The sequence below is a fragment of the Halomonas sp. CnH100-B genome (genome assembly GCF_024124605.1).
Lineage (GTDB): Bacteria > Pseudomonadota > Gammaproteobacteria > Pseudomonadales > Halomonadaceae > Vreelandella.
Window position 1 is genome coordinate 673,624 of sequence record NZ_JAMXRX010000001.1, and the last position, 21,458, is coordinate 695,081.

Below are 21,458 nucleotides of genomic sequence, written 5' to 3' on the forward strand. Positions count from 1 at the left end.
ACGCCATGAGTGAAGCCACGCCCTTTGTCTTGATACTGTACTACTCCCGCTCAGGAGCCACGGCAGACATGGCCCGCCAATTAGCAGCGGGTGTCGAGAGCCTTCCCGGTATCGAAGCGCGACTGCGCACGGTGCCTGCGGTCTCCCCCACCTGTGAAGCCGTCGACCCCGAGATTCCCGCCGAAGGAGCGGTGTACGCCAATCTGGACGATTTGCGTCACTGCAGCGGGCTGGCGTTGGGTAGCCCAACGCGCTTTGGCAATATGGCTGCGCCGCTCAAGTATTTTCTCGACACGACCAGCAGCCTTTGGATGAATGGCGCGCTCATCGATAAGCCCGCTTGCGCGTTCACCTCGACCTCTAGCTTGCATGGCGGCCAAGAGAGCACCTTATTGACCATGCTAGTGCCCTTGCTGCATCACGGTATGGTCTATGCGGGCATCCCCTACAGCGAGCCCGCGTTATTGAGCACGCAGCATGGCGGCACGCCTTACGGGGCCAGCCACGTGGCTGGCGCGCGCAGCGACCGCCCGGTGGACGAGCACGAACGAGCGTTATGCAAAGCACAAGGCAGGCGGCTCGCCAAACTCGCGCTGGCATTACATAAAATGCGCCAGGAGGTGTCTTCATGAGACAGTGGTTAGAGACGCTGGAAGAGAAACACGGGCTCGATACGTTGACGCGACAAGCACGCCTGCTGGTGCTCGTTAGCTTTGGCGTGCTGCTGCTGTTGGTAATTTATCGTGGATTCTTCGTGCAAGGCGAGACGTTCAATTGGCGCCCCGTCGTCGCGTTCGTCCTACCCCTGGTGCTGTTCTTGCCATCGATCATTGGCCAACGTGCCCGTGGGCACGCATGGCTTGCCTTCGTCAGCTTGCTCTACTTCACACAAGGCGTCATGCTGGCGACGCTGCCCGGCCAGGGCATGCGCGGAGTGTTGGAAGCGCTGGTATCGCTGGCGCTATTTACAGGCTGCATGGGGTATGCCCGTTTTCGCAGCCGCCAACAGCGCCTCAAAGGCTGAGTGTATCAGTAGAACCACAACCAGCCACTCACACCTGCCGCGATCAGCAGTGCACCTATGGCATAGTGGGTTTGCGCACGAGACGCGGCAGGAGTGGCATCCGCGGGGGGGCGGTCAAATTTTTTGACGCCCGTAAGCATGGCAGTGACTAAGCGCTCGCCTTGAAGCGCATGCCACATCAGCCCCAGAACGTGCACACCGATCAATACCAACAGTAGGTCGCTATTCAGTGCATGCAGTTGGCCCAATAAATCGCCTACCCCTGCCCCTAACAGCCCATACAGCGGCGCTTGAAAGAAAATATCATCGCTCAAGAACAAGCCACTGAGCGCTTGAAACCCCAACGACGCCAGTAGCAATACGACCATCCAGCCGCCAAGCGGATTATGGCTAGCGTAGTGTGGTGCGCGTCGTGTCATCAGCGCTTTGGTATAACGTGCGGTGACAGTTGGCCCGTACAAGAACGTGCCAAAGCGGGCATACGGCGTGCCCACCAGGCCCCAGATCACGCGAAACACCAATAACCCAATGATCAAATAGCCCGACTGGGCATGCACTTCCAGCGGAAATAGAAACGGCTGGCCCGACGTTTTGGTGGTGTAGAACGAAATCACCACGGCTGCCAACAGGGACCAATGAAACAAACGAATGAACGTATCCCATACGGCTATGCGTGTCGTGCGGCTCTGCATCTGACGATCCTCAATCCTCGTACTGGTAGAGTTTCTCATTTATTGACGGGTTCTCCTAGGAGGATTCCACCCACTCACCAACGCTGTGTCACTGCACCAACCGTTTTGGGTCATCCACCGAACAACACTTGAGCTTTATCGGTAGACCAGCGAACATGACACTAATGCAACTTATCACCGCAAGGGAGCTTCACCGATGACACGTAATATTGCCGACGTCAGGCGTGACTACGAGGGTGGGCGTTTGGATGAAACGCACACTCCTGACGATCCGTTCGTGATGTTCGATGAGTGGTTCAGCCTGGCGCTCGAAAGCGAAGGTAAAGATGGCAATGCCATGACACTTGCCACCGTGGATAGCCAAGGCCGTCCCCATGCCCGCGTGGTGCTGCTCAAAGGGTTCGATGAGCGCGGCATGGTATTTTTCACCAACTACCACAGCCATAAAGGCAGCGAACTGAACAACGTCCCCTTCGCCGCCCTCACGTTCTGGTGGCCCTCCCTATCCCGCCAAGTACGTATCGAAGGCGCGGTGGAGCAAGTATCTGCCGAGGAGTCGGACGAGTACTTTGCCAGCCGCCCGCGTGGTAGCCAACTGGGGGCTTGGATTGCGACCCAGAGCGTGGTGATTCCTGACCGCAACTGGATCGAAGAGCGTCAAAAACGTTTTGAACAAGCCTATGAGGGTCAGGATATTCCGCGCCCCATCCATTGGGGCGGCTACCGTGTCCATCCAGAAATGATCGAGTTTTGGCAAGGGCAACCCAGCCGCTTGCACGACCGCTTGCGCTATGAGCGACGTGATGGCGGTGAGTGGAGCCGCTTCCGTTTAGCGCCTTAATCATCCCGCGCAAGACGGCACCTAGCAAGTGGCCTGCCGGTGTTGACCAGCAGGCCATTTTATTGGACATGGTGTTGAACAGGGTTAATCCGGCTGACTCTCCAAGCGGTGCCGCTGCCACTCGCTGTCGGGTTCGTTTAGCCGTAGCACGGCATCAATCACCTGCTCTTCCATGTTGTAACGGCATCGGAAGCCAAGATGCTTCATCAGTGCCCGCATCGGGTGGTTATCCACCATGATTTTGCCGATCATTTCGAGCGTGCCGATGCTGGTGCAGTAATCGATCATCTTCTTCATCAGCAGGCTACCGATCCCCAGGCCCTGCAAATCATCGCGAATGATGATCGAGAACTCGGTACGGATATTGTCAGGGTCATTCCACACCCGCACGACGCCAAGCATTTCCTTACTGCCATCATCGTGCTGATGCTCGGCAATAAAGGCCATCTGACGGTCATAGTTGATGTGCGACAGAATCGATAGGTCGCGCTGGGTAAGGTTCGACTTGTTATGGAAGTAGCGAAACCGAATGCTCTCCTCTGAGAGCTGCCGGTGAAAGGTCGTGATCAGTGGCGCATCCTCTGCGCGAATGGGCCGCACTTCTACCTGCCAGCCATTTTTCAACGTCACCCACTGTCGAAGCTCTTCTGGGTACGGCATGATCGCAAAACGCGCGGGGTGTCCTAAGTCCATGGCAAAATCCACGGCCAACATGCCATCGCGATTTAGCAGCAAGGGATTGAGCTCCAGGCCGCGAAGGTCGGTTAAATCCGAGGCCATCTGGGAAAGTTTGACCAATAACTGGCACAGATGCTGGATATCACGTTCGGGGTCGGCCGAGTGCTCGCGGATCAACGACGCCGCGTGGGTGCGGCCTACCACATCCGAGGCGAGGCTCATGTTGAGTGGCGGCAGCGCCACCTGGCGGTCTGCCAGTACGTTGACCTTGTAGCCCCCAATACCGAACACGATCAGCGGCCCAAACACGGGGTCCCGTGTGATGCCTGCACAAATTTGCATCGAGTGTTTGCCACGCTGCATGGGCTGGAGGCAGTACTCACGAATGGCATGTTCGGGAAACTTCTCCTGCACTTTATCGCCCAACCGCCGAACGCCCTCAGCGACTTGCTCCGGTGTTTCCAAGTCTTGCAGCAGCCCAGCGGAAATCTTATGCGGATGCTTGCGGTAGCGATACGGCCGGCAGTTTCCCTCGTGAACGACTTTCAGCGCCTTTGGCCCAGGAAAGCGTTCGGCGACCACCAAGGCTTCTTCGGGCGAGTGCACGTAGGCACTGGTGGCAGTGGGAATACCGTAGGCCTCCAGCACTCGGGCCGTTTCAGAGTGCGTCAGCGTCTGCCTGCCCTGCTCTTTTGCCTGTTTGATCAGCGCGCGACACTCAGCGCGAATGTCCGGGCTGGTAGAAAACGGCAGGCTGGGCGGAATTTCGTGTAGCAGCGCCTGAACGCGCTGGTAATCCACCATGTGCATAAACGCCTTCACTGCTTTTTCGGGCGAGGTGTAGGTGGGAATCCCGGCCAAGTTGCAGACATGGCGGGCATTGAGCGCCTCTTTCAACCCCATCCAGCTGGTGAGTAAATTGCGTTTGAAGGTTTTGCGGTGATCGATGAGTGCCTGAGCCGTGACTTGGGAAGGCGCCAGTCGTGTGGGGGCGTGCACGACCAGTACGGCATCGACGTTAGGATCGGCGGTGACGATTTGCAGCGCCTCTACAAAGCGCTCTGGCGTTGCGTTTCCGCCTAAGTCCACAGGGTTCTCACCCGGCTTACTCATATCCACCTGACTTTTATGCAGCGCCGCCTGGGTCTCCGGGCTAAATTCCGCTAGTTTGCCTCCTGCGCTCACCAACTTATCGATAGCCAGCATGGCAGGCCCAAGGCCGTTGGAAACGATCGCCAAGCGGTCGCCGCGCAGCGGCTTCATGCGGGATAGCGTTTCCAGCGCATCGAGCATTTCATCTGAATCGTTGACCCGCACGACACCCGCCCGGGCGAAGGCCGCATCGAAAACGACATCGCGGTTAGCGATGCCTGGCGTTGGGGGCATGCCGGAGATATCCGACTGCGGCGTGCGGCCGCTTTTGATCGCTACGACCAAGCGATTGCGGGAGGCATCCCGTACGGACGTCATGAAGTGCTGGGCGTCCGTGACTCGCTCTAAGTGCAACAAGATGGCTTGGGCAGGGGAAAACTGATTCACGTAGTCGATCAAATCAGGGAGCAGCACATCCACACTGTCCCCGACGGTAATCAAATGGGAGAAGCCCACATCTCGGCCTGCAGCCCAGTCGATCATCGCGTTGGCCAGCATCCCCGACTGGCCTAAATACGCGACGCGACCCGCCTTGACCGGCTGACTCGCATACGAGGCATTGAGCTTTTTACCCGGCACGATCAGCCCCATACACTCCGGCCCAAGCACGCGAATCCCCGATTCACGAGCGGCCTGGAGCATACGCTGACGAATCGACCCTTTGTTACCCTCCTCTCGGTCCAGGTAGGCACCTCCGGAGAGCACCAAGGCGGCCTTCACACCATACCTACCGAGCTTTTTGATGAGCTTGGGGACGCCTTCGATGGGTGAACACACCACCGCGAGATCGGGTATGTCGGGTAATTCGTCTACGGTGCGCACGCAGTCCACACCGAATACCGATACGTATCCCTTCAAGTTCACGGCCCAGAGTTTGCCTCGAAAGCCGCCTTCTTGGAGATTGCTCAAGACCAAGCCACCTAGAGACGCCGGTTTTTCAGAGGCACCGAACACTGCAACCGAGCGAGGTTCGAAAAAATGATGCAAAAAACGTGTGCTCACGGATGCGTCTCCCCTGACATGAATGACTACTGTGTACGACTTATTGACACTGTCGCGCAAGCCCCCGGGGCGATTAAGGTGGCTCTAACGTTACCGGAGCGCTTGAATGATCACTGCCTACCTTACCCACCCCGACTGCGCATTGCACCACATGGGGCCAGAGCACCCCGAAAGCCCTCTGCGCCTGGAGGCCATTCGCGCGCGGCTGTCACTGTCTGGGCTGTTGCAACAAACCATGCAGGGGGATGCCAAAGAGGCGTGTGATGAAGCGCTGGCAAGAGTCCATCCGCTGCGCCATCTCCACGCACTGGAAAAGTGCTTACCCAGCGAAGGGATCGTAACGCTAGACAGCGACACCATGATGAACCCCGACAGCCTAAAGGCTGCCCGCGTGGCTGCCGGTGCCGTCGTTCGCGGTGTGGATCAGGTATTCAAACGTCAGGCAGACAATGTTTTCTGTGCAGTGCGCCCCCCTGGCCATCATGCCGAAGCATCCGATGCCATGGGCTTCTGCTTTTACAACAACATTGCCGTGGGGGCCGCCCACGCCAGAGCCACATATGGCGCTAAGCGCATCGCCATTCTCGATTTCGACGTTCATCAATGCAATGGCACCATCGACATTTTCAAAAACGATCCAGACGTGCTGATTTGCACCAGTTTTCAATACCCGTTTTACCCCTGGCGGTACTTACGCAGCGAGTGGCAAAACGTAGTGAATACACCGCTGGAGGTCGGTACCGGCAGTGAAGAGTATCGACGCATCATCGAGCGCCACTGGCTGCCAGCGCTACACGCCTTCAAGCCTGATCTCGTGATGCTGTCAGCAGGCTTTGACGCCCACAAAGACGATCCGATGGGTGATATTTGCCTGGAAGACGAAGACTTCTACTGGGTGACGCATCTTGCCATGGAAATTGCGGCACTCTACGCCGATAACCGCGTCGTGTCGGTGTTAGAAGGCGGTTACAACCCAACGTCACTGGCTAGCAGTGCCGAGGCCCATCTGAAAGCCCTCTTGGGGCTGCCCTTCACCAATGCGCCTTAGCGGCCCTGGTAGGGAGGGAGCTGTGGTACTATTCAGCCACCATGTTGCCCTCCATTTTACGTGACCGTTATGACCGCTACTTCTGAAGAGCACGCAGCGCTGCGCATCGCGTCAGGGCGTAAACCCTTTGTCGAACCGTTACGCTTGGGCGAGCGGCTCAAACAAATTCGCTTGGCTAACCAATGGACGCTGGAAGATGTCAGCCAGCGTACTGGCATTGCTCGCTCAACGCTTTCTAAAATCGAGAACGACCAGGTATCGCCGACGTTTAGCGTGGTGCAAAAACTGATCAGCGGGCTCAACATCGACCTCCCCCAGCTCTTTACACCCCCCAAACGTGAACGCTACACCATGGGTCGCCGCGATCTCACGCGTAAAGGAAAAGGCCAGCTACACCCGACCCCTACCTACGAACACGAGCTACTGGGCCATCAGCTCGCTCAAAAACGCATGATCCCGTTCAAAACCATCGTGCGGGCACGCAGTTTTGATGAGTATCATCAGTGGGTGCGTCACGATGGCGAAGAGTTTTTGATGGTGCTGCACGGCGACATCATGCTCTATACAGAGTTCTATGCGCCGCTGGTACTGGCCGAAGGCGACAGCATCTACTTCGATAGTGACATGGGTCACGCCCTAGTCTCTACCAGCCAAGACGATGCTGTCGTGCTTTCGGTGTGTACCCGAGGGGATTTGGTTTAACGCGACGGAGGCCGACTATAAACAGTTCGTCGGTTTCGGTAACCCGGCAATCCTCGCTAAACGCTTCGGCGGGCTGCCGGGGAAAAGGCGCATCAAGTAGACCGATCGCCCTTTTTCCTCGCCCAGTGCCTGTTTGGTGGCTTTGACGAGCGGCCGCATCGCGGGTGCCATTTCATAACGCGCATAAAAATCACGCACCACGCGAATGAGTTCCCAATGCTCCTCTGTCAGTGTTAGCTCCTCATCCTTAGCTAACAAATCGGCTACGTGCTTGTTCCAGTCCTCCTGCTTTACTAGATAGCCTTCGGGATCGAGTTTAATTTTTTCATCATAATCAAGATAACGGTATAAACTTTCATCACTCATTGATCAGTACCACGACAGGATCTTAGTATGCTGCTCGGTCAGTTCGACAAAGCCTTTCATATCCACCAGCGTTGCGTGATGACGGAAGACCACCTCGCTCAGGCCGCGCGCCACGGCATCCTCTTTTAGCACACATACGTTCACATCAGCCTTAGCATTCCAGCCTGGCCAATCGACGTACAATAACGCCTGAACGCCATCTTCAATCAGCAGAATGCTATCGCCCTCCGTTACCGTAGAGAGCATTTGCGCAGCCGCTTCGCTGTGTGGGGGCTTGTTCAGAATATGTAACATGTCGCTGCCCGTTTAAAAATTCATGACATAAGAGTGGCGTTGGATCAGTTCGGGCAATCGTTCGTCGGCCATCACCGTTACCCCATCCACTAGCTGGTCTAACTGCAAATGCAACGTCTCCAGCGCACTTTGCGGCACTAGCAACTGGTCGATGTCATACATGTCCAGCATATCGATGGTCGGTAGCGTTGCTTTCTGCCCTGGCGCTCCAACGGCTTGCTCTTTGACCAGCGCCAGCACGCCCTGACCAAGAAACAGTAGACTGACCGCTTGGCCAAACGCGGCAGCCACCAGGGCAACGTCTAGCCCTTCTCGCAGTGCATTGGAGCTATACGGCGCATGACGAATGATCACCAGCCGCTCGTGTTCATGACTCATCTGCATTGCTCCCTAAGCAAACGTGATCAAACGGTCGCACCGCTGCTGAAGTGTCAGCAGTTGCCCCAAGCCGGTCAATTCGAAGGGCGCTTGCAGGTTGAAGTGCGTTTGACCATGGCGCTTGGCCTCGGTCTCGCTCATCACGCCACGGCGCAGCGCCGCGGCAATGCACACATCCAGCGCCACACCATGCTCTTGGTGCAGAGCGACCCAGGCCTCTCGCATGTTGAGCTCGTCTTGAGGAGGCGTCATTAACTGAGAGGCATTATGGATGCCCTCTCGATAAAAGAAGACCCCCGCCACTTGGTGGCCGCTGCTAATGACCGCTTTGGCAAAACGAAGCGCAGAGTGTGGGGCCGCACTTGCATAAGGTGCGCCCATCACCAATAAGCCGTACTCCATAGCGTCGTCTCGTGCTGAATCCGCGAAAAAAAACAGACCCTACCAAGTAGGGTCTGTCATGGATGTCACGTCAAGTGACCACCTGATTTATGTCGATCAGTCGTTGCTCATGATGCCCAGGATAGACAGCAGGCTGACGAACAGGTTGTAGATGGAAACGTACAGCGTCACCGTTGCAAGAATATAGTTGGTCTCGCCAGCACGGTGCACGATTTCGCTCGTTTGATAGAGAATCGCAGCAGACGCAAACAGCACGAAGCCTGCCGACACCATCAGCGACAGCGCGGGAATATTGAAGAAGATGCCCGCCACCATAGCCAGAATCAGTACGATGGCACCGGCCATCAAGAAGTTGCTCAAGAAGCTGAAATCTTTCTTGGTGGTCAACGCGACTGCGGACAGACCGATGAACGTCAGACCCGTCATGGCCAGCGCGTTCATAATCAGCGCCCCGCCGTTAGGCAGCGTCAGGTAAGCCGAGATGATCGGGCCTAAGGTGAATCCCATGAAGCCCGTGAAGGCAAACGTGGCCAATAGGCCCGCAGCAGAGTTAGCGGTTTTGTGGACCAGGAACATCAAACCGTAGGCCCCAATGAAGAACACGAAGATGTTCATCTGTTGGATACCCATGGCCACGGACGCACCAGCCGTGACGGCAGAAAATAGCAGCGTCATGGCCAGTAGTGCGTAAGTATTACGTAACACTTTGTTGGCACTGACACCGCTCACCGTACTGTGAGCTTGCGTTCTAGCCGTATTCGAATCGTTAAAAGCCATGTATCTATGCTCCCTAGTGGTCATACTATCAACGGACAAGCATGCCGTTACCTAGTTCCAGACGCAAGTGTTAGTCTTCCACGTTCCCCAGATGCGTTTGTGCTCCTCCTACAGACAAGTTGACTATGCTTTAACTTCCACAACGACTTGGACAGAGCCATGCATCATAAGATCCCTACCTTACTCTCTCGTGTGAGTATTTTTACCTTCTCTACACTAGCCCTTTCAACGGCGGCTTACGGTTTCACACCCAGCGGTGACGATATTTCCTACGAAGTGAACGGCGAGCGCTTCGAGGGTTACTTCGTCTCCGGGGGCGACAATGCCAAAGGCAGCGTCATCATCGTCCACGATTGGGACGGCGTGGATGACTACGAGCGCCAGCGCGCCGATATGCTGGCAGAGCAAGGGTACGATGCGTTTGCTGTCGACCTGTTTGGTGCAGGCAATCGCCCACAAGCCGTCGAAGACAAGCAAGCCGCTACGCAAGCGCTTTACCAGGACCGCGACCGCATGCGTACGCTCACGCTGGCTGGGCTGGAGCAAGCCCGAGCATCGGGAGCCGCTACCGAGACGGTCATCATGGGCTACTGTTTTGGCGGGACGGTCGCGTTAGAGATCGCTCGTTCTGGGGAAGCCAGCGACGTTGCCGCCTATACGAGCTTCCATGGCGGGCTGGACACACCCGAAGGCCAGTCCTACTCCAGCGATACACCTCCCATCTTCATTGCTCACGGCGGTGCCGATGAGGCCGTCAGCCTAGACGCTGTGGCGACGTTGGCAGAAGAGCTGGAAGCGGCGGGAGTGACTTATGAAGTCGGCATCTATTCGGGTGCGCCGCACGCGTTCAGTGTCTTTGGCAGCGACCGTTACCACCAGCGTGCCGATGAGCAATCCTGGGCCACTTTCAATCAGTGGCTCGAAGAGATGTTGTAACCACACGGCAGACGGAGCCTGTATCGAAAAGGGTAGCCGACGCTACCCTTTTTCGTTGCCCACAGGCACATCCTTTATGACACGTAGCGCTTACAGTGGCGGGGCTTCGGTGTCGTCCTCATCCTCATCTTTGTGCGGGGTGGCGACCGTCGAGGTGACTTGGCGAGCATCCTGAGCATTGTAGAGCCGGGCATCGATGATGTTCAGCACGGTCAACTGAGCAAACAGCACCGCAAAACAGATGATTAAACCTTTTAACATGATCACGTTCCTTTGACAGGCGAAACGCTCGCCTGAATGTCTCGAATAGTAGCGCAGGGCTACCAGAAAGCAACGCAGCGCTCAAAATAAACGGCCTGTCCTGCTAGACGAACTCCTCAGTGTCGATATCCGCCTGCTGGGCCTCATTGTAGCGGGCACCGGCCACCTCATGGGGACGCATCATATCGTTCAGCAGGGCTACGTCCGGCGCGCTCAGTACGACCTGCTCGGCCTGGAGATTTTCACGCATATGCGCGGCGGAGCGTGTCCCGGGAATCGGAATCACATGGCTGCCCTGCGCCTTTACCCACGCCAGCGCCAGTTGGGCTGGCGTGATCTCCAAACGCTGCGCCACCGACCGGAACTGCGCCAGCAGCGTCAGGTTATGGCGAAGGTTTTCACTCTGGAAGCGCGGCATTCCCGCTCGCATGTCCCCCTCTGCAAACGCAGTAGCGGCATGAATCGCACCGGACAGAAAGCCGCGCCCGAGCGGGCTAAACGCGACCAGTGCCGTTCCTAACGCTTGGCATGCTTGACTAAGGGCAATTTCGGGATTGCGCGTCCATAGCGAGTATTCCGACTGCACAGCCGCAATCGGGTACTCGGCATGCGCCTGACGCAGGGTATCGGCCGAAATTTCTGATAGGCCCACGGCACGCACCTTGCCCTCCTCTACCAGCCGCCCAAGTGCTCCCACGCTCTCCTGGATAGGAACTTGACGGTCCATGCGGTGCAGGTAGTAAAGATCCAGATGATCGGTCTTCAGGCGCGTAAGACTCTCTTCGCACTGGCGCTTGAGGGTCTCAGGGCGCCCGTCGATCACGCGTTTGCCGCTCTCTGGGTCCATGGCCATGCCGCACTTACTGGCCAGTAAAAATGCCTGGCGCTTGGAAGCGAGCGCCTTGCCCAGCAAGCGTTCATTCGCCGTCCCTCCGTACAGCGTGGCCGTATCGAAATGGCGATAGCCCATCTCGAAGGCATCGTTTAGCGCGCGTATACCCGCATCTTCGGGCACGACGTGTCCGTAGCCATGGGATAAATTCATACAGCCGAGACCGATACGCGGCGAGTCGACTTCCTTCAAACGTTCATAGAACCCTGACATACAACACCTCTCAACCATGATTACGACGCTATCGCCTGCGCGGGGTGCGCCAACGCCGTCGGGGTCACCTGCTCGCCCAGCCAAGCGGGCAAACGATGCTCGAGATAATAGCGGGGCCGCCAGGGAGCGCCTTCGATAAACCCGACATGCCCGCCGCTTTCCCAAAGCTCCAGCGTCACGCAGTCCGGTAACGCATCGGCTGTTGGCACGCTGTGGGGGTAAATAAAAGGGTCGTCCTTGGCATGGACGATGAGCGTTGGCACCTGAATGGCGGGCACGAAGAAAGCACTACTGCTGCGCTGGTAATACTCGTCGGCATTGGCAAAGCCGTGCAAAGGGGCCGTGACACGCCCATCGAAATCCCAGAACGACTTCATACCGTCCAGTGTTTCCAGCGACGTCAGCCGCGCAAGCTCGTCAGCACGGCCCTGTGCTTGAAAGGCGCGCTGTTTGGATTCGACATAGTGGCGCAAGTCACGCAGAAAACGCGCCTGATACACCTTCGAGAACCCCTGACTAATACGGTCGGCGCAGTGATCCAAACGAAACGGCACCGACACCGCGACCGCTGCCTGCAGCGGGCTGTGTTGCCCCGTCTCCCCGAGATATTTCAGCAGTACGTTACCACCCAAGGAGTAACCCACGGCCACCAGGGGCTTGTGCGGGTAGCGCGAGGCAAGCTGCTTGAGAATATCTGCAAGGTCTTCACTGGCGCCGGAATGATAGCCCCGCGCCCGATGATTGGGTTCGCCGGAACACCCCCGCCAGTTGACCGCCACGCTCTGCCACCCCTGCGCCGCCAGCGCCCGCTGTTGGCCAAGGATGTAGAGTGAATTAGAACTGCCCGTCAGGCCATGCAGTAAAACGGCGCAACGCGTCGTGTCCCCCTTGGGGCCGTACCAATCCACATCGATGAAGTCGCCATCGTCTAGCGTCAGCCGCTCACGTTGACGCTCAAGGGAGGGCTTCGCACGAAACAGTGGGCTAAAGAGCGTTTGCAAGTGCCCACCGGGCAACCAACGCGTCGGTCGAAAAGGGACGTCTGAAAAGCGCATGCCAAGAGTACCCGCCAAGAAAATCGCAGGCTAGCTTAGCAAACTTTTAACGAAACGCAGTGCCTGAGGCGCTTGCACCTCTCACTCCTCTTTCACATCGACCTTGCGCAAATCGTCGATGGCTACGCCCTCAGGTAACTCGTCGGGCGATGCCGGCAACCAGACCGGTGAGAGATCACTATCTTCTCGACCATCCTTGTGAGTATGCCCAGGAATGCGATACACCACCTGCTCGTGTCGATGATCCCACGCGTAAATCCTTTCCATGTGCTTTCCTCGTTGGCCCGCTTGGTGGAGGTTGTTAACACATCTGTTATCGCCCCCGTCAGGCGTGGGGATGCCTCTCTGCTGGTTGATTTTGCTATAGTGAGGCCTAGCCACGCTCAGGAGACGCCAATGCTTGCCCTGCACCAGCTTAGCAAAGCCTTTCACACGCCACAGGGCAAACTTCAGGTACTCGATGGCGTGAGCGTCACTCTCACTCCTGGCAGCAGCCTGGCATTGATGGGCGAATCCGGTAGCGGCAAATCGACCTTGCTGCATTTAGCCGCCGGATTGGATACCCCGGATACCGGTCAAGTCATCATCAACGACCAACCTCTCTCCCAGCTCAACGAAGCCGAGCGCGCCCGGGTGCGGCGACAGCAGTTAGGATTAGTCTTTCAGCAGTTTCATCTGGTGCCTAGCCTGAATGTGGCCGATAACCTACGCCTGCAAGCACGGCTGGCGGGCAGGGAGGACCCCGCGTGGAGCCACCATCTGATCGATAGATTAGGGCTAACCGGTAGGGAAGCGCACTTCCCCGAACAGCTCTCCGGCGGCCAGCAGCAGCGGCTGTCGATCGGACGGGCCCTCGCCGTTCGCCCAGCGTTACTGCTGGCGGATGAACCGACCGGAAATTTAGACGAGCAAACCGCCGATGGCGTCCTGACGTTGCTGCTCTCTCTGGTCAAAGAAACCCGCTGTGCGCTGCTCATGGTGACGCACAGCGCCCGCGTTGCCGCTCCGCTTGACCGTACTTTACGCCTGCACCGGGGGCAGTTACAGGATCCCCATTCATGATCGGACGCGCCCTCCTCACGCTACTCAGCCACTACACGCGCCACCCTGCGCAACTGGCGATGCTGCTGGTGGGGCTGTGGGTCGCCAGCGCCCTATGGAGCAGCGTTCAAGCGATTAACGCCACGGCAAAGGAAAGTTATGCCCGCGCTAACGCTCTCTTCAGCGCCGATACCGACCAGCTCGACCGCTTGGATGGTCAGCCGCTACGCATGGATGACTACCTGGCTCTGCGCCGGGCTGGGCTACCCGTCTCCCCACTGTTGGAAGCCACGATATCCCATGAAGGAGTATCGCTGACGCTGCTGGGTATCGACCCCCTCACGCTGCCCACGGGTGAAGGCAGCGGCTCGCTCATCGACTTCATCACACCCCCTTGGCGAACACAGCTCGCCCCGGATACGTTGCCCTCCCTCGGGCTGAATCGTGGTGATGGCCCTGGTACGAGGCCCACCCTTGGCGATTACACCCTGCCGCCGATTCAACTGCGCAGTGACTTGCCGCCCGATACGCTTGTGATGGATATTGCCGCCCTCTCTGCGCTCATGGGGGAACAAACGACGCTACGCTTGGTGACCGAACCCGATGCCATCGAGCGACCGCCCAACGGCTATCGGATGACCCGGGCCGCCAGTGTGGCATCCCCCGAGCAGTTGACCGACAGTTTCCACCTCAATCTCACCGCACTGGCGTTTCTCTCGCTGGTCGTAGGCTTGTTCATCGTGCAGGCCGCCCTGGGCTTGGCCATGGAGCAGCGATTGTCGACCATGCGCACGCTTCGTGCCCTGGGCGTACCGGCCACCAGCCTCACCCTGGCCATGTTGATAGAGCTATTGATATTGGGTGGCTTAGGGGCTGCCGCCGGCGTGGTCAGTGGGCTGTGGCTGGCGAGCAAATTCCTACCAGACGTTGCCAGCACGCTCAGTTCGCTCTATCGCGCCGAGGTACAACACGCGCTGAGCTTACCGTGGCACTACTGGCTGGGGAGCGTTGCCATAACGTTAGGAGGGTTATTGCTGGCCGCGAGTGGCACGCTATGGCGCGCCGCAACTCTCGACGTCCTCGCGTTAGGGCATGCCCATGCCTGGCGCAGTGCCTATCAGCGCCAGCTACGTGGCATGCGAATCGCGGGCGGGGTAGCGGCGCTATCGACGCTTGGGTTGGCACTGTGGCTTAGCAGGCTCCCCACCGGCAGTGGTTTGATGCTGAGTTTCGCGCTCGTCGCTGCGCTGCTGCTCACCTGTGCGCTCTGTTTACCCCCGTTGCTCGATGCCATCTTACGCGGTTTGCAGGCCGTCTTTCGCCGCGTGGCGCTGCTACAGTGGGCGGTGGCGGATATGCAGCTACAGCTTCCTCGCCTATCACTGGCGATGATGGCGCTGCTCATTGCCCTCGCAACGAATCTTGGCGTGAGCAGTATGGTCGGTGGCTTTCGGCTGACCTTCCTGGAGTGGCTGGACCAGCGGCTGAGTGCGCCACTCTACATCAACGCGGCCCCGGCTACTCTGGGGCCTCTCAACGACTGGCTACGCGACCAAGAGAGCGTGCTGGCGCTGTTACCCACCGCGAGAGGCAGTACCGAGGTAGTGAATGTTCGCAGAGCATCGGGCAGCCAATACTTACCACCGGGCAGCATCCCGCTTTTCGGCATTCAGCCTGTGCCGCGCCTCACCGAGCACTGGCCTCTCTCAGAGACCCAAAGCGGCAACACCACCGCGTGGCAGGCGCTCACACGCGACGGTGTCTTCATCAACGAGCAGATGGCGTTCGCACACGATCTCACCCCCGGCGACACCCTGACGCTCGTTCGTCCACAGGGCAGCCAAGAAGCCACCATCGCTGCGATCTACCCCGACTACGGAAATCCCCAACCGCAGATCGTCATGACCGTCGACACGCTGACCCAACGCTATGGAGGCGAGTTGGCCACCGTGGGCGTCGCTTTGCGAGAAGGCGCCGACGTCGCCCTGTTTCGTCGTCTGCTCATGGAGAGGTTCAACCTTTCCAGTGACGCGCTGGTCGATCAGCAAGAGGTCAAACAGGTAGCGACGACCATCTTCGAGCGCACGTTTAGCATCACGCGCGCCCTGAACGGCCTCACTCTGGGCGTGGCTGCCTTGGCTCTGCTGACCACGCTATTAGCCCAAGCCCAGCAGCGCCAACGCCACCTCGCCACGCTCTGGGCGCTGGGGGTGCCACGCAAAACGCTGGTCGCTCTTCCGCTGATCCAGCTCGGTGGACTCGCCTTGTTAACCGGGCTGTTTGCCCTGCCGCTAGGCATCGCGATTACCTGGCTGCTGGTCGCCGTCATCAACGTGGCAGCGTTTGGTTGGCGGTTACCGCTTCAGCTGTTTCCCAGCGAGATCGCCACCCTAATGATCACCGCCGTCGGTGTCGCCCTGTTGGCAGCCGCTCTGCCTTGCTGGCGGCTGTGGCGCAGCAGGCCAAGCGCTTTGCTGAGTGAGGGAAACACATGAAGCGATACGCGAAACGCGCCATGCTCGTCGGGTGGCTAGTCGGCATCTTAACGGGATGCAGCGACGAGCCACGCACTACGCCATCGCAAGAGGGCTTCGCTTGGCTAGGAGCACAGGCGGAGGGCTACGCCCAGGCCAGCGCCGACGTGCCGCTAACCTTTCCAACCGATCACGGCCCCCATCCCGATTACCGCATCGAGTGGTGGTACCTCACTGCCAACCTGGAAGACAGTGCTGGCCAGCCGCTGGGGCTTCAATGGACGCTGTTTCGTCAAGCGCTCATGCCACCGGATGAGCGCCCAGCACCTGCTCCCTGGGCCAGCGACCAGGTATGGATGGCGCACTTAGGGCTCTCGCAAGGGGAAACTCACCTTGCGGCCGAGCGGTTTGCCCGTAGCCACAGCCAGCAGCCCCCAGGGCAAGCGGGGGTCACGGCCTCCCCCTTTCATGCGTGGATCGACGATTGGGACCTTCAAAGCCCCGGTAGCGACAATTTTGAACGGTTCACCCTTCGCGCCTACAGTGGTGACGGCAAGGAGCGCTTTGGCTACGAACTTTCTCTGACCGCAGACGGGCCACTGGTGTGGCACGGCGACAATGGTTTCAACGCAAAAACCGTTCAAGGCCAGGGATCGCGCTACTACTCACAGCCCTATTTACGTATCGAAGGAAGCGTCACGCTCCACGGCGAGCAAAAAGCCGTGACGGGAAGGGGCTGGCTAGACCGAGAGTGGAGCAGCCAACTGCTGACCGCCGAGCAGACCGGCTGGGACTGGTTTTCACTGCATTTGAACGACGGACGCAAGCTGATGGCGTATCGGCTGCGTGGCGGCGGTGAGGACGGGGACTACCTGTTCACCCACCTCATGGACGCACGGGGCACGACCCAGCAACGAGGGACCGACGGCGTTGTCCTGACACCCCTTGAGATTCAGCGCGTGGCACGGCGGGATATTCCAACCACGTGGCAGCTAACGCTGCCTGACGCGGGCTTGGACCTCACCATCGAGGCCCGCCACCCTAATCGCTGGATGCCCACCACCGTGCCCTACTGGGAAGGCGACGTGACGGTGCGAGACACCGCCACACAAGAGGCTCTGGGGGTGGGCTATCTCGAAATGACCGGCTACGAGGTAAACGACTGATCGTACTCCTCTAGGATGGGCTGCCACCCTTCGGGTGAATAGCGCTCCAAACCACTTTCCCCCAGCCGCGTCAGCCACAGCCAACGATGGTGAATCAAATCCGCTACCACCGGCTGACGCTCGATGATCGCCTCGATGCGCTCTCTGGGTGCGTCGATCACCACGGTCAAACGCAGCGGCTCGTGATGAAGCTTGTCGCCATCGCGCAGCGACTGCTCCGGTAACCCAATGCGGAGTTGAGGAGAGTTACCTTCAATGACGCCTACATGGCCTCCCACGACCGAGTGCAGCAGCTTGTTGCCCGCGCCGTAAAGTCCTGGCACCACGGTGGATGCGTAATACTGCAGATTGATCCAGCTGGCGACCAGCATCGGCGCCATCATCAACCCTTCCAGCACGCTGCCTTCCGGATCTTGGTCAGGGTGGTACTCATGCAGGAAGACCCGGCCATCCAGCGCTTTGCCTTGCGTGCGCGACCTAGGGGCTAACACCAGCGCAGCGTTATTGACCAATCCCCATTCTGGCCGCGGCTGAGACCAGTCTGCACCGCGCATGGCCAAGGCCTTCAAACGATCGATCGCGCTCTCACTTTTGACGCCCAAATCAGATGCGCGCTCTAACCGAGTCGCCTCTCCAGCGCGCTGCGCGCCGTTCTCGAAAGCGGTCAACGCGCTTTCCAGCGCCTTGGGCATTTGATCATCCCGGTAAACATGCACCCGATCGGTCAGCGTGCAATGCGTTGCCGCCAGCGCAAAGAACGGGGTGGGCAGCGCGACGCCCGCCTGCTGCAACGATTGCTGAACGTCTCGGTCGTTCAATAGCGCAGCCGCGACCCGGGCGTTCATACCACCGCCCTGCCCGCCGCAGGCACCGCAGGTGAGCCCGGCATGGTGCGGATTATTGTCACTTTGTGAATCGTGACCCACCAGCACCAATAGCGACGCGCTCGGGTTGCCCAACAGCGTGAGCAGGTTCTTGGCCAACGCCACCTTTTCATGGCGGGCAATCGGCTCACCGTCGTAGGTGTGGAACAATCCGGCAGGCGCCTCGCATTGCGGCACCGATGCCGACTTACGCAGGCTGTCTTTGATCAACTTCCAGCCCCAGGCAATGCCGGTGGTCTCGACCAGTGTAAAGGTGGAGAGCGGCGCGTACTTGGCGTGGCGTACGCTTTGCCGTTGGCTCTCTTTTTGATAGCGCTGCACGCCCCGGGTTGTCGGATCTGGTGAGCCCACGCGATAGGTCGGTTTCAACAAACCGGGCACGCGGGGCTGAGCACGCTCTGGCCCCGTGGCCGCATCGGCTACCGGCATGGCGAAAAATCCCGCCACGCCCAGGGTGGTGACCGTAGGAGCAGCGTGTTCTAAATGACGACGGAAGCGCTCGGAGCGAACGTCGATACAAAACGCTGCTTGAACGTCGGGTGTGGTGGTGTGCGTCGTACTTGGAGCTGCCAACGAAGCCGCCAATGCCCGCTGATAGCCCAGCTCGTACGCGTGCTGCCAGCACCACAGCGCTTCATGCTGGGTAGGCGTGGACGCCTCATCGGCTTGCCATTGGGCAAGCCATTCACTCTGCTGAGTACTGGTGAGTTGATTGACACCAAGCCACTCCCAGGCCAGCGCCATCGCTGCCAGTTGGTGAATACCGGCCGCCTCCTGCTGATGGGCGCTGTGCCAACCCATGCCCTGACACCAGGATGCCCAGCCATTCACCCTCAGCAAGAGCGTATGGGTCAACACTTCGAAGGCTTCCGGCGTAAGCGCCCAGTCCACCGCCACCTGCTCGATTGCAGCCTTCGGCTCATCGGGCAGCGAGTGTATCGCTTGGCGCAGGGCCTTAGGCCAGCGTAGATCGTGCTGCGCCATACTTTTCCAGTAGTGATACAGCGACTCTCCTGCAGGCGTCGACCAGCGCTGCTGATGCTGATCGAAGTAGCTGGCGCAACTCTCCGCGAGCGGATCGAACCCGGTATGGCCCTCCAGACGAGCCCAGGCGCTATGCAGCGAAGCGGTCACTTTCGGGGGCGCTGTCAAATAACCGATCACGCTCTGCTCACTGTAGGCGTATCCGCCCTGACGTAGCGCCTGCTGCACATCTTGCCGCGTGATTCGGCCCGTTTCCCAGGCATGACGATAGAACTCGGCAGGCATGGTCATCGGCTGCCCGGCGCGACAGGTCAGTGCGTGGCTTACCCGCTCGATAGGCTGATGCTTCACTCCCCACCACGGGTTGACCGCAATCCACTGATCCAGCGGCCATACCGGGGCGATGGCATCGGTCGCTCGTGTTACCGCATCATGGTAAGGGGCCGTTTGCTGGGCGGAAGACGTCGCGGTTTCTGACACCGGTGACTGATTCATGACCACTCTCCTTTCAAACCAGGCGCCAAGGAGGCTGGGCGCGACCAGGGGCGAATGGGTGCCACCGCATCCACCGCGCGTTGGAACGGCAGCGCCAGATACAGGCCTTGGCTAAAGTGAACGCGCCAGCGCGCCACACAGCTTGCCTGAGGGAAGAGCGTTACGGCACCGGCAGCGAGCACGAGGCTTGCCAACATCAAGGTACCCAACAAGGCCGCTGTGAGGGTCAGAGGCGCGTACGCACTCGGCAACGCAGGCGCCAACACGCTGTGCAGCAAGGCATACAGCGGTACCAGTGCCAGCGCCATGGCGAATAGCGCCACACGCTTGGGTTTAGCCGTGCCCACCGGCATGCCTAGCAGCGTACTGCCAACCGCCAAGCTCAACAGCACGCCTAACAGTGGATTGTGGCTCACCAGTACCGGGAAGATAGCCAGCAGCACCGCGGCCAACGCTGCTGCGGGTAGCGCAAGGGAGAGGCGCTGACGCAGCGGGGCCAGTGGCAAGCGTTCGCAGCGTGCCGCGCGAACGGTGCGGCCAGACGCCAGGAACGAGTGCGCTTTGTAGAGCGAGTGCGCCAACAAATGCGCCAGCGCCAGCGTATAAGCGCCCACGCCGATTTCAAACAGCATGAAGCCCATTTGCGCACAGGTAGACCACGCCAGAGCGTGTTTGACGGACGTTTGCGTGAGCATCGTCATCACCGCCACGAGTGCCGTAAAGCCGCCGACGGCAATCAGCAGGTAGTGCCCCAACGTCAAGCCATCGAAGACCGGAAACAGGCGCAGCCACACGAAACCACCCAGGTTGATCACGCCAGCATGCAGCAGCGCAGACACCGGCGTGGGCGCTTCCATCACTTTAATCAGCCAGCCATGCATCGGCACCTGGGCACACTTGCACAGCGCCGCCACTGCCAGCGCCACCGAGGCGGCTTCCAATTGCCAGCCACCGCTTGCCACCGCCGCTGCTGCGAACAGTTCGGGGAGTTCGAACGTGCCAAAACGGGCATACAGCAGCGCCACTGCTGCGATTAAGGCGGCATCGCCAATGCGGCTTACGACGAATTTCTGCCACGCCGCCCGCTGGGCTTCGACACGCTCGGGGTAGAGCGTCAAAAGATGATGGAGCGCCACGCTCACGCCCACCCATGCGATCAGCATGACGACCAAGTGGTGGGTGAACACCAGCAGCATGACACTGGCGAGTACGACCAAGCACCAGGGTAAAAAGCGACGTTCACCACGGTCACCTTGCAAGTACCCTTCGGCAAAGCGCAGCAAGACGGTGCCTAATAAACTGATGAGCAGTGCCATCCACACGGCCAAACCATCGGGGTATAGCCCCAGCGGCTGAGCCGCTTCAGGCAGGCCGGTGGGCAAACCCAGCGCATCCAGCACCAGCAGGCCGCCTACGGCCAGGCTGGCCGTTAGCGCACTGGCGGTGAGTACGCGGCCGACTTTCCACGCGCGCTGAAGCGATGCGGGCGAGCTGGCGCGAGCGCTGGCACCCGCCATTACCAGCAGCGATACCGGAATCAATAACCAGAGCGCCAGCAGTGACAACACTGCGATCTCGATGACATGTGGCATAACCGTTCTCCCTTGGTCGTATGCCAAGGACTATGCCGTTCTCGCCACCATATAAAAAATAGTTTATATCTGATAAAACGTTCACTAAAACAGAACGAAGAGCCCAATC

22 protein-coding genes are annotated in these 21,458 nt (G+C 59.0%); 9 read left to right on the top strand and 13 right to left on the bottom strand.

From position 1 onward, the window contains the following. Positions 1–5: 5 nt before the first annotated feature. Both wrbA and NH398_RS03030 read left to right on the top strand, forming a co-directional pair. Positions 6–632, top strand: coding sequence for an NAD(P)H:quinone oxidoreductase (wrbA, locus tag NH398_RS03025; RefSeq protein ID WP_159342180.1), 627 nt, complete (start codon positions 6–8; stop codon positions 630–632). Then, positions 629–1,024, top strand: coding sequence for a DUF2069 domain-containing protein (locus tag NH398_RS03030; RefSeq protein WP_159342179.1), 396 nt, complete (start codon positions 629–631; stop codon positions 1,022–1,024). Before wrbA ends, NH398_RS03030 begins: the two co-directional genes overlap by 4 nt. A gap of 5 nt (positions 1,025–1,029) precedes the next feature. On the opposite strand, the gene NH398_RS03035 is transcribed toward NH398_RS03030, so the two are convergent. Beyond that, positions 1,030–1,716 (bottom strand): cytochrome b/b6 domain-containing protein, encoded by a 687-nt coding sequence (locus tag NH398_RS03035; protein WP_159342178.1) that lies wholly within the window; start codon positions 1,714–1,716, stop codon positions 1,030–1,032. Positions 1,717–1,912: 196 nt separating this feature from the next. On the opposite strand from NH398_RS03035, the gene pdxH reads away from it, so the two are divergent. Then, positions 1,913–2,557 (top strand): pyridoxamine 5'-phosphate oxidase, encoded by a 645-nt coding sequence (pdxH, locus tag NH398_RS03040; RefSeq protein WP_159342177.1) that lies wholly within the window; start codon positions 1,913–1,915, stop codon positions 2,555–2,557. Positions 2,558–2,641: 84 nt separating this feature from the next. Here the strand turns inward: pdxH and NH398_RS03045 are convergent, their stop codons facing one another. Continuing rightward, entirely contained in the window at positions 2,642–5,389 is a 2,748-nt protein-coding gene (locus NH398_RS03045) for a bifunctional acetate--CoA ligase family protein/GNAT family N-acetyltransferase (protein ID WP_253016395.1), read from the bottom strand. Between the two features lie 106 nt (positions 5,390–5,495). Here NH398_RS03045 and NH398_RS03050 point away from each other — a divergent pair, with 106 nt between their 5' ends. Together NH398_RS03050 and NH398_RS03055 are read left to right on the top strand one after the other, a co-directional pair. Further along, positions 5,496–6,437: a histone deacetylase family protein gene (locus tag NH398_RS03050; RefSeq protein ID WP_253016397.1), complete on the top strand. Its 942-nt coding sequence runs from the start codon at positions 5,496–5,498 to the stop codon at positions 6,435–6,437. Positions 6,438–6,506: 69 nt separating this feature from the next. Further along, the gene (locus NH398_RS03055) at positions 6,507–7,139 is read left to right on the top strand and encodes an XRE family transcriptional regulator (RefSeq protein WP_016913860.1); all 633 of its coding nucleotides are present in this window, start codon (positions 6,507–6,509) and stop codon (positions 7,137–7,139) included. Positions 7,140–7,154: 15 nt separating this feature from the next. On the opposite strand, the gene NH398_RS03060 is transcribed toward NH398_RS03055, so the two are convergent. The 5 genes from NH398_RS03060 to NH398_RS03080 form a co-directional block, all read right to left on the bottom strand. After that, positions 7,155–7,505, bottom strand: a complete 351-nt coding sequence (locus tag NH398_RS03060; RefSeq protein WP_253016399.1) for a TusE/DsrC/DsvC family sulfur relay protein — start codon at positions 7,503–7,505, stop codon at positions 7,155–7,157. A gap of 3 nt (positions 7,506–7,508) precedes the next feature. After that, positions 7,509–7,799 carry a sulfurtransferase complex subunit TusB gene (gene tusB / locus NH398_RS03065; RefSeq protein ID WP_159342172.1) on the bottom strand — a complete coding sequence of 97 codons (291 nt, stop codon included), beginning with the start codon at positions 7,797–7,799 and terminating at the stop codon, positions 7,509–7,511. 12 nt (positions 7,800–7,811) lie between these two features. After that, positions 7,812–8,177, bottom strand: a complete 366-nt coding sequence (locus tag NH398_RS03070) for a DsrE family protein (protein WP_253016401.1) — start codon at positions 8,175–8,177, stop codon at positions 7,812–7,814. Positions 8,178–8,189: 12 nt separating this feature from the next. After that, positions 8,190–8,579 (bottom strand): sulfurtransferase complex subunit TusD, encoded by a 390-nt coding sequence (gene tusD, locus NH398_RS03075; RefSeq protein WP_159342170.1) that lies wholly within the window; start codon positions 8,577–8,579, stop codon positions 8,190–8,192. 96 nt (positions 8,580–8,675) lie between these two features. Further along, entirely contained in the window at positions 8,676–9,356 is a 681-nt protein-coding gene (locus tag NH398_RS03080) for a Bax inhibitor-1/YccA family protein (RefSeq protein WP_159342168.1), read from the bottom strand. A 159-nt stretch (positions 9,357–9,515) separates the two neighbouring features. Between NH398_RS03080 and NH398_RS03085 the strand changes: the two genes are divergently transcribed. Then, on the top strand, positions 9,516–10,292 hold the full coding sequence (locus NH398_RS03085) for a dienelactone hydrolase family protein (protein WP_159342166.1): 777 nt from the start codon (positions 9,516–9,518) through the stop codon (positions 10,290–10,292). Positions 10,293–10,382: 90 nt separating this feature from the next. Here NH398_RS03085 and NH398_RS03090 read toward each other — a convergent pair whose 3' ends face one another. The 4 genes from NH398_RS03090 to NH398_RS03105 all read right to left on the bottom strand — a co-directional run bounded on the left by NH398_RS03090 (position 10,383) and on the right by NH398_RS03105 (position 12,980). Then, a complete protein-coding gene (locus NH398_RS03090) occupies positions 10,383–10,553 on the bottom strand; it encodes a hypothetical protein (protein WP_167520877.1) in 171 nt (56 codons plus the stop codon). Positions 10,554–10,656: 103 nt separating this feature from the next. Further along, the gene (locus NH398_RS03095; RefSeq protein ID WP_253016402.1) at positions 10,657–11,658 is read right to left on the bottom strand and encodes an aldo/keto reductase; all 1,002 of its coding nucleotides are present in this window, start codon (positions 11,656–11,658) and stop codon (positions 10,657–10,659) included. 20 nt (positions 11,659–11,678) lie between these two features. After that, positions 11,679–12,713 carry a hydrolase gene (locus tag NH398_RS03100; protein WP_253016404.1) on the bottom strand — a complete coding sequence of 345 codons (1,035 nt, stop codon included), beginning with the start codon at positions 12,711–12,713 and terminating at the stop codon, positions 11,679–11,681. An 81-nt stretch (positions 12,714–12,794) separates the two neighbouring features. After that, positions 12,795–12,980, bottom strand: coding sequence for a hypothetical protein (locus NH398_RS03105; RefSeq protein WP_159342161.1), 186 nt, complete (start codon positions 12,978–12,980; stop codon positions 12,795–12,797). 129 nt (positions 12,981–13,109) lie between these two features. Between NH398_RS03105 and NH398_RS03110 the strand changes: the two genes are divergently transcribed. The 3 genes from NH398_RS03110 to NH398_RS03120 are packed head-to-tail and all read left to right on the top strand — an operon-like array spanning position 13,110 to position 17,394. Next, complete coding sequence (locus tag NH398_RS03110) at positions 13,110–13,775, top strand: ABC transporter ATP-binding protein (protein WP_253016406.1); 666 nt, start codon at positions 13,110–13,112, stop codon at positions 13,773–13,775. Continuing rightward, positions 13,772–16,249 carry an ABC transporter permease gene (locus NH398_RS03115; RefSeq protein WP_253016408.1) on the top strand — a complete coding sequence of 826 codons (2,478 nt, stop codon included), beginning with the start codon at positions 13,772–13,774 and terminating at the stop codon, positions 16,247–16,249. The genes NH398_RS03110 and NH398_RS03115 overlap by 4 nt, the downstream gene beginning before the upstream one ends. Then, entirely contained in the window at positions 16,246–17,394 is a 1,149-nt protein-coding gene (locus tag NH398_RS03120) for a lipocalin-like domain-containing protein (RefSeq protein ID WP_253016410.1), read from the top strand. Before NH398_RS03115 ends, NH398_RS03120 begins: the two co-directional genes overlap by 4 nt. Here NH398_RS03120 and NH398_RS03125 read toward each other — a convergent pair. Both NH398_RS03125 and NH398_RS03130 read right to left on the bottom strand, forming a co-directional pair. Beyond that, positions 17,376–19,757: a putative inorganic carbon transporter subunit DabA gene (locus NH398_RS03125; protein ID WP_253016412.1), complete on the bottom strand. Its 2,382-nt coding sequence runs from the start codon at positions 19,755–19,757 to the stop codon at positions 17,376–17,378. The two genes, NH398_RS03120 and NH398_RS03125, sit on opposite strands and share 19 nt — an antisense overlap. Next, positions 19,754–21,349 (bottom strand): NADH-quinone oxidoreductase subunit L, encoded by a 1,596-nt coding sequence (locus NH398_RS03130; protein ID WP_253016414.1) that lies wholly within the window; start codon positions 21,347–21,349, stop codon positions 19,754–19,756. Before NH398_RS03130 ends, NH398_RS03125 begins: the two co-directional genes overlap by 4 nt. Between the last annotated feature and the right edge of the window lie 109 nt (positions 21,350–21,458).

Excerpts from the sequence above, each read along its gene's own strand:
- wrbA (WP_159342180.1), top strand. The coding sequence starts at position 6 with ATGAGTGAAGCCACGCCCTTTGTCTTGATACTGTACTACTCCCGCTCA.
- NH398_RS03030 (WP_159342179.1), top strand. The coding sequence starts at position 629 with ATGAGACAGTGGTTAGAGACGCTGGAAGAGAAACACGGGCTCGATACG.
- NH398_RS03035 (WP_159342178.1), bottom strand. The coding sequence starts at position 1,716 with ATGCAGAGCCGCACGACACGCATAGCCGTATGGGATACGTTCATTCGT.
- pdxH (WP_159342177.1), top strand. The coding sequence starts at position 1,913 with ATGACACGTAATATTGCCGACGTCAGGCGTGACTACGAGGGTGGGCGT.
- NH398_RS03050 (WP_253016397.1), top strand. The coding sequence starts at position 5,496 with ATGATCACTGCCTACCTTACCCACCCCGACTGCGCATTGCACCACATG.
- NH398_RS03055 (WP_016913860.1), top strand. The coding sequence starts at position 6,507 with ATGACCGCTACTTCTGAAGAGCACGCAGCGCTGCGCATCGCGTCAGGG.
- NH398_RS03060 (WP_253016399.1), bottom strand. The coding sequence starts at position 7,505 with ATGAGTGATGAAAGTTTATACCGTTATCTTGATTATGATGAAAAAATT.
- tusB (WP_159342172.1), bottom strand. The coding sequence starts at position 7,799 with ATGTTACATATTCTGAACAAGCCCCCACACAGCGAAGCGGCTGCGCAA.
- NH398_RS03070 (WP_253016401.1), bottom strand. The coding sequence starts at position 8,177 with ATGAGTCATGAACACGAGCGGCTGGTGATCATTCGTCATGCGCCGTAT.
- tusD (WP_159342170.1), bottom strand. The coding sequence starts at position 8,579 with ATGGAGTACGGCTTATTGGTGATGGGCGCACCTTATGCAAGTGCGGCC.
- NH398_RS03080 (WP_159342168.1), bottom strand. The coding sequence starts at position 9,356 with ATGGCTTTTAACGATTCGAATACGGCTAGAACGCAAGCTCACAGTACG.
- NH398_RS03085 (WP_159342166.1), top strand. The coding sequence starts at position 9,516 with ATGCATCATAAGATCCCTACCTTACTCTCTCGTGTGAGTATTTTTACC.
- NH398_RS03090 (WP_167520877.1), bottom strand. The coding sequence starts at position 10,553 with ATGTTAAAAGGTTTAATCATCTGTTTTGCGGTGCTGTTTGCTCAGTTG.
- NH398_RS03095 (WP_253016402.1), bottom strand. The coding sequence starts at position 11,658 with ATGTCAGGGTTCTATGAACGTTTGAAGGAAGTCGACTCGCCGCGTATC.
- NH398_RS03100 (WP_253016404.1), bottom strand. The coding sequence starts at position 12,713 with ATGCGCTTTTCAGACGTCCCTTTTCGACCGACGCGTTGGTTGCCCGGT.
- NH398_RS03105 (WP_159342161.1), bottom strand. The coding sequence starts at position 12,980 with ATGGAAAGGATTTACGCGTGGGATCATCGACACGAGCAGGTGGTGTAT.
- NH398_RS03110 (WP_253016406.1), top strand. The coding sequence starts at position 13,110 with ATGCTTGCCCTGCACCAGCTTAGCAAAGCCTTTCACACGCCACAGGGC.
- NH398_RS03115 (WP_253016408.1), top strand. The coding sequence starts at position 13,772 with ATGATCGGACGCGCCCTCCTCACGCTACTCAGCCACTACACGCGCCAC.
- NH398_RS03120 (WP_253016410.1), top strand. The coding sequence starts at position 16,246 with ATGAAGCGATACGCGAAACGCGCCATGCTCGTCGGGTGGCTAGTCGGC.
- NH398_RS03125 (WP_253016412.1), bottom strand. The coding sequence starts at position 19,757 with ATGAATCAGTCACCGGTGTCAGAAACCGCGACGTCTTCCGCCCAGCAA.
- NH398_RS03130 (WP_253016414.1), bottom strand. The coding sequence starts at position 21,349 with ATGCCACATGTCATCGAGATCGCAGTGTTGTCACTGCTGGCGCTCTGG.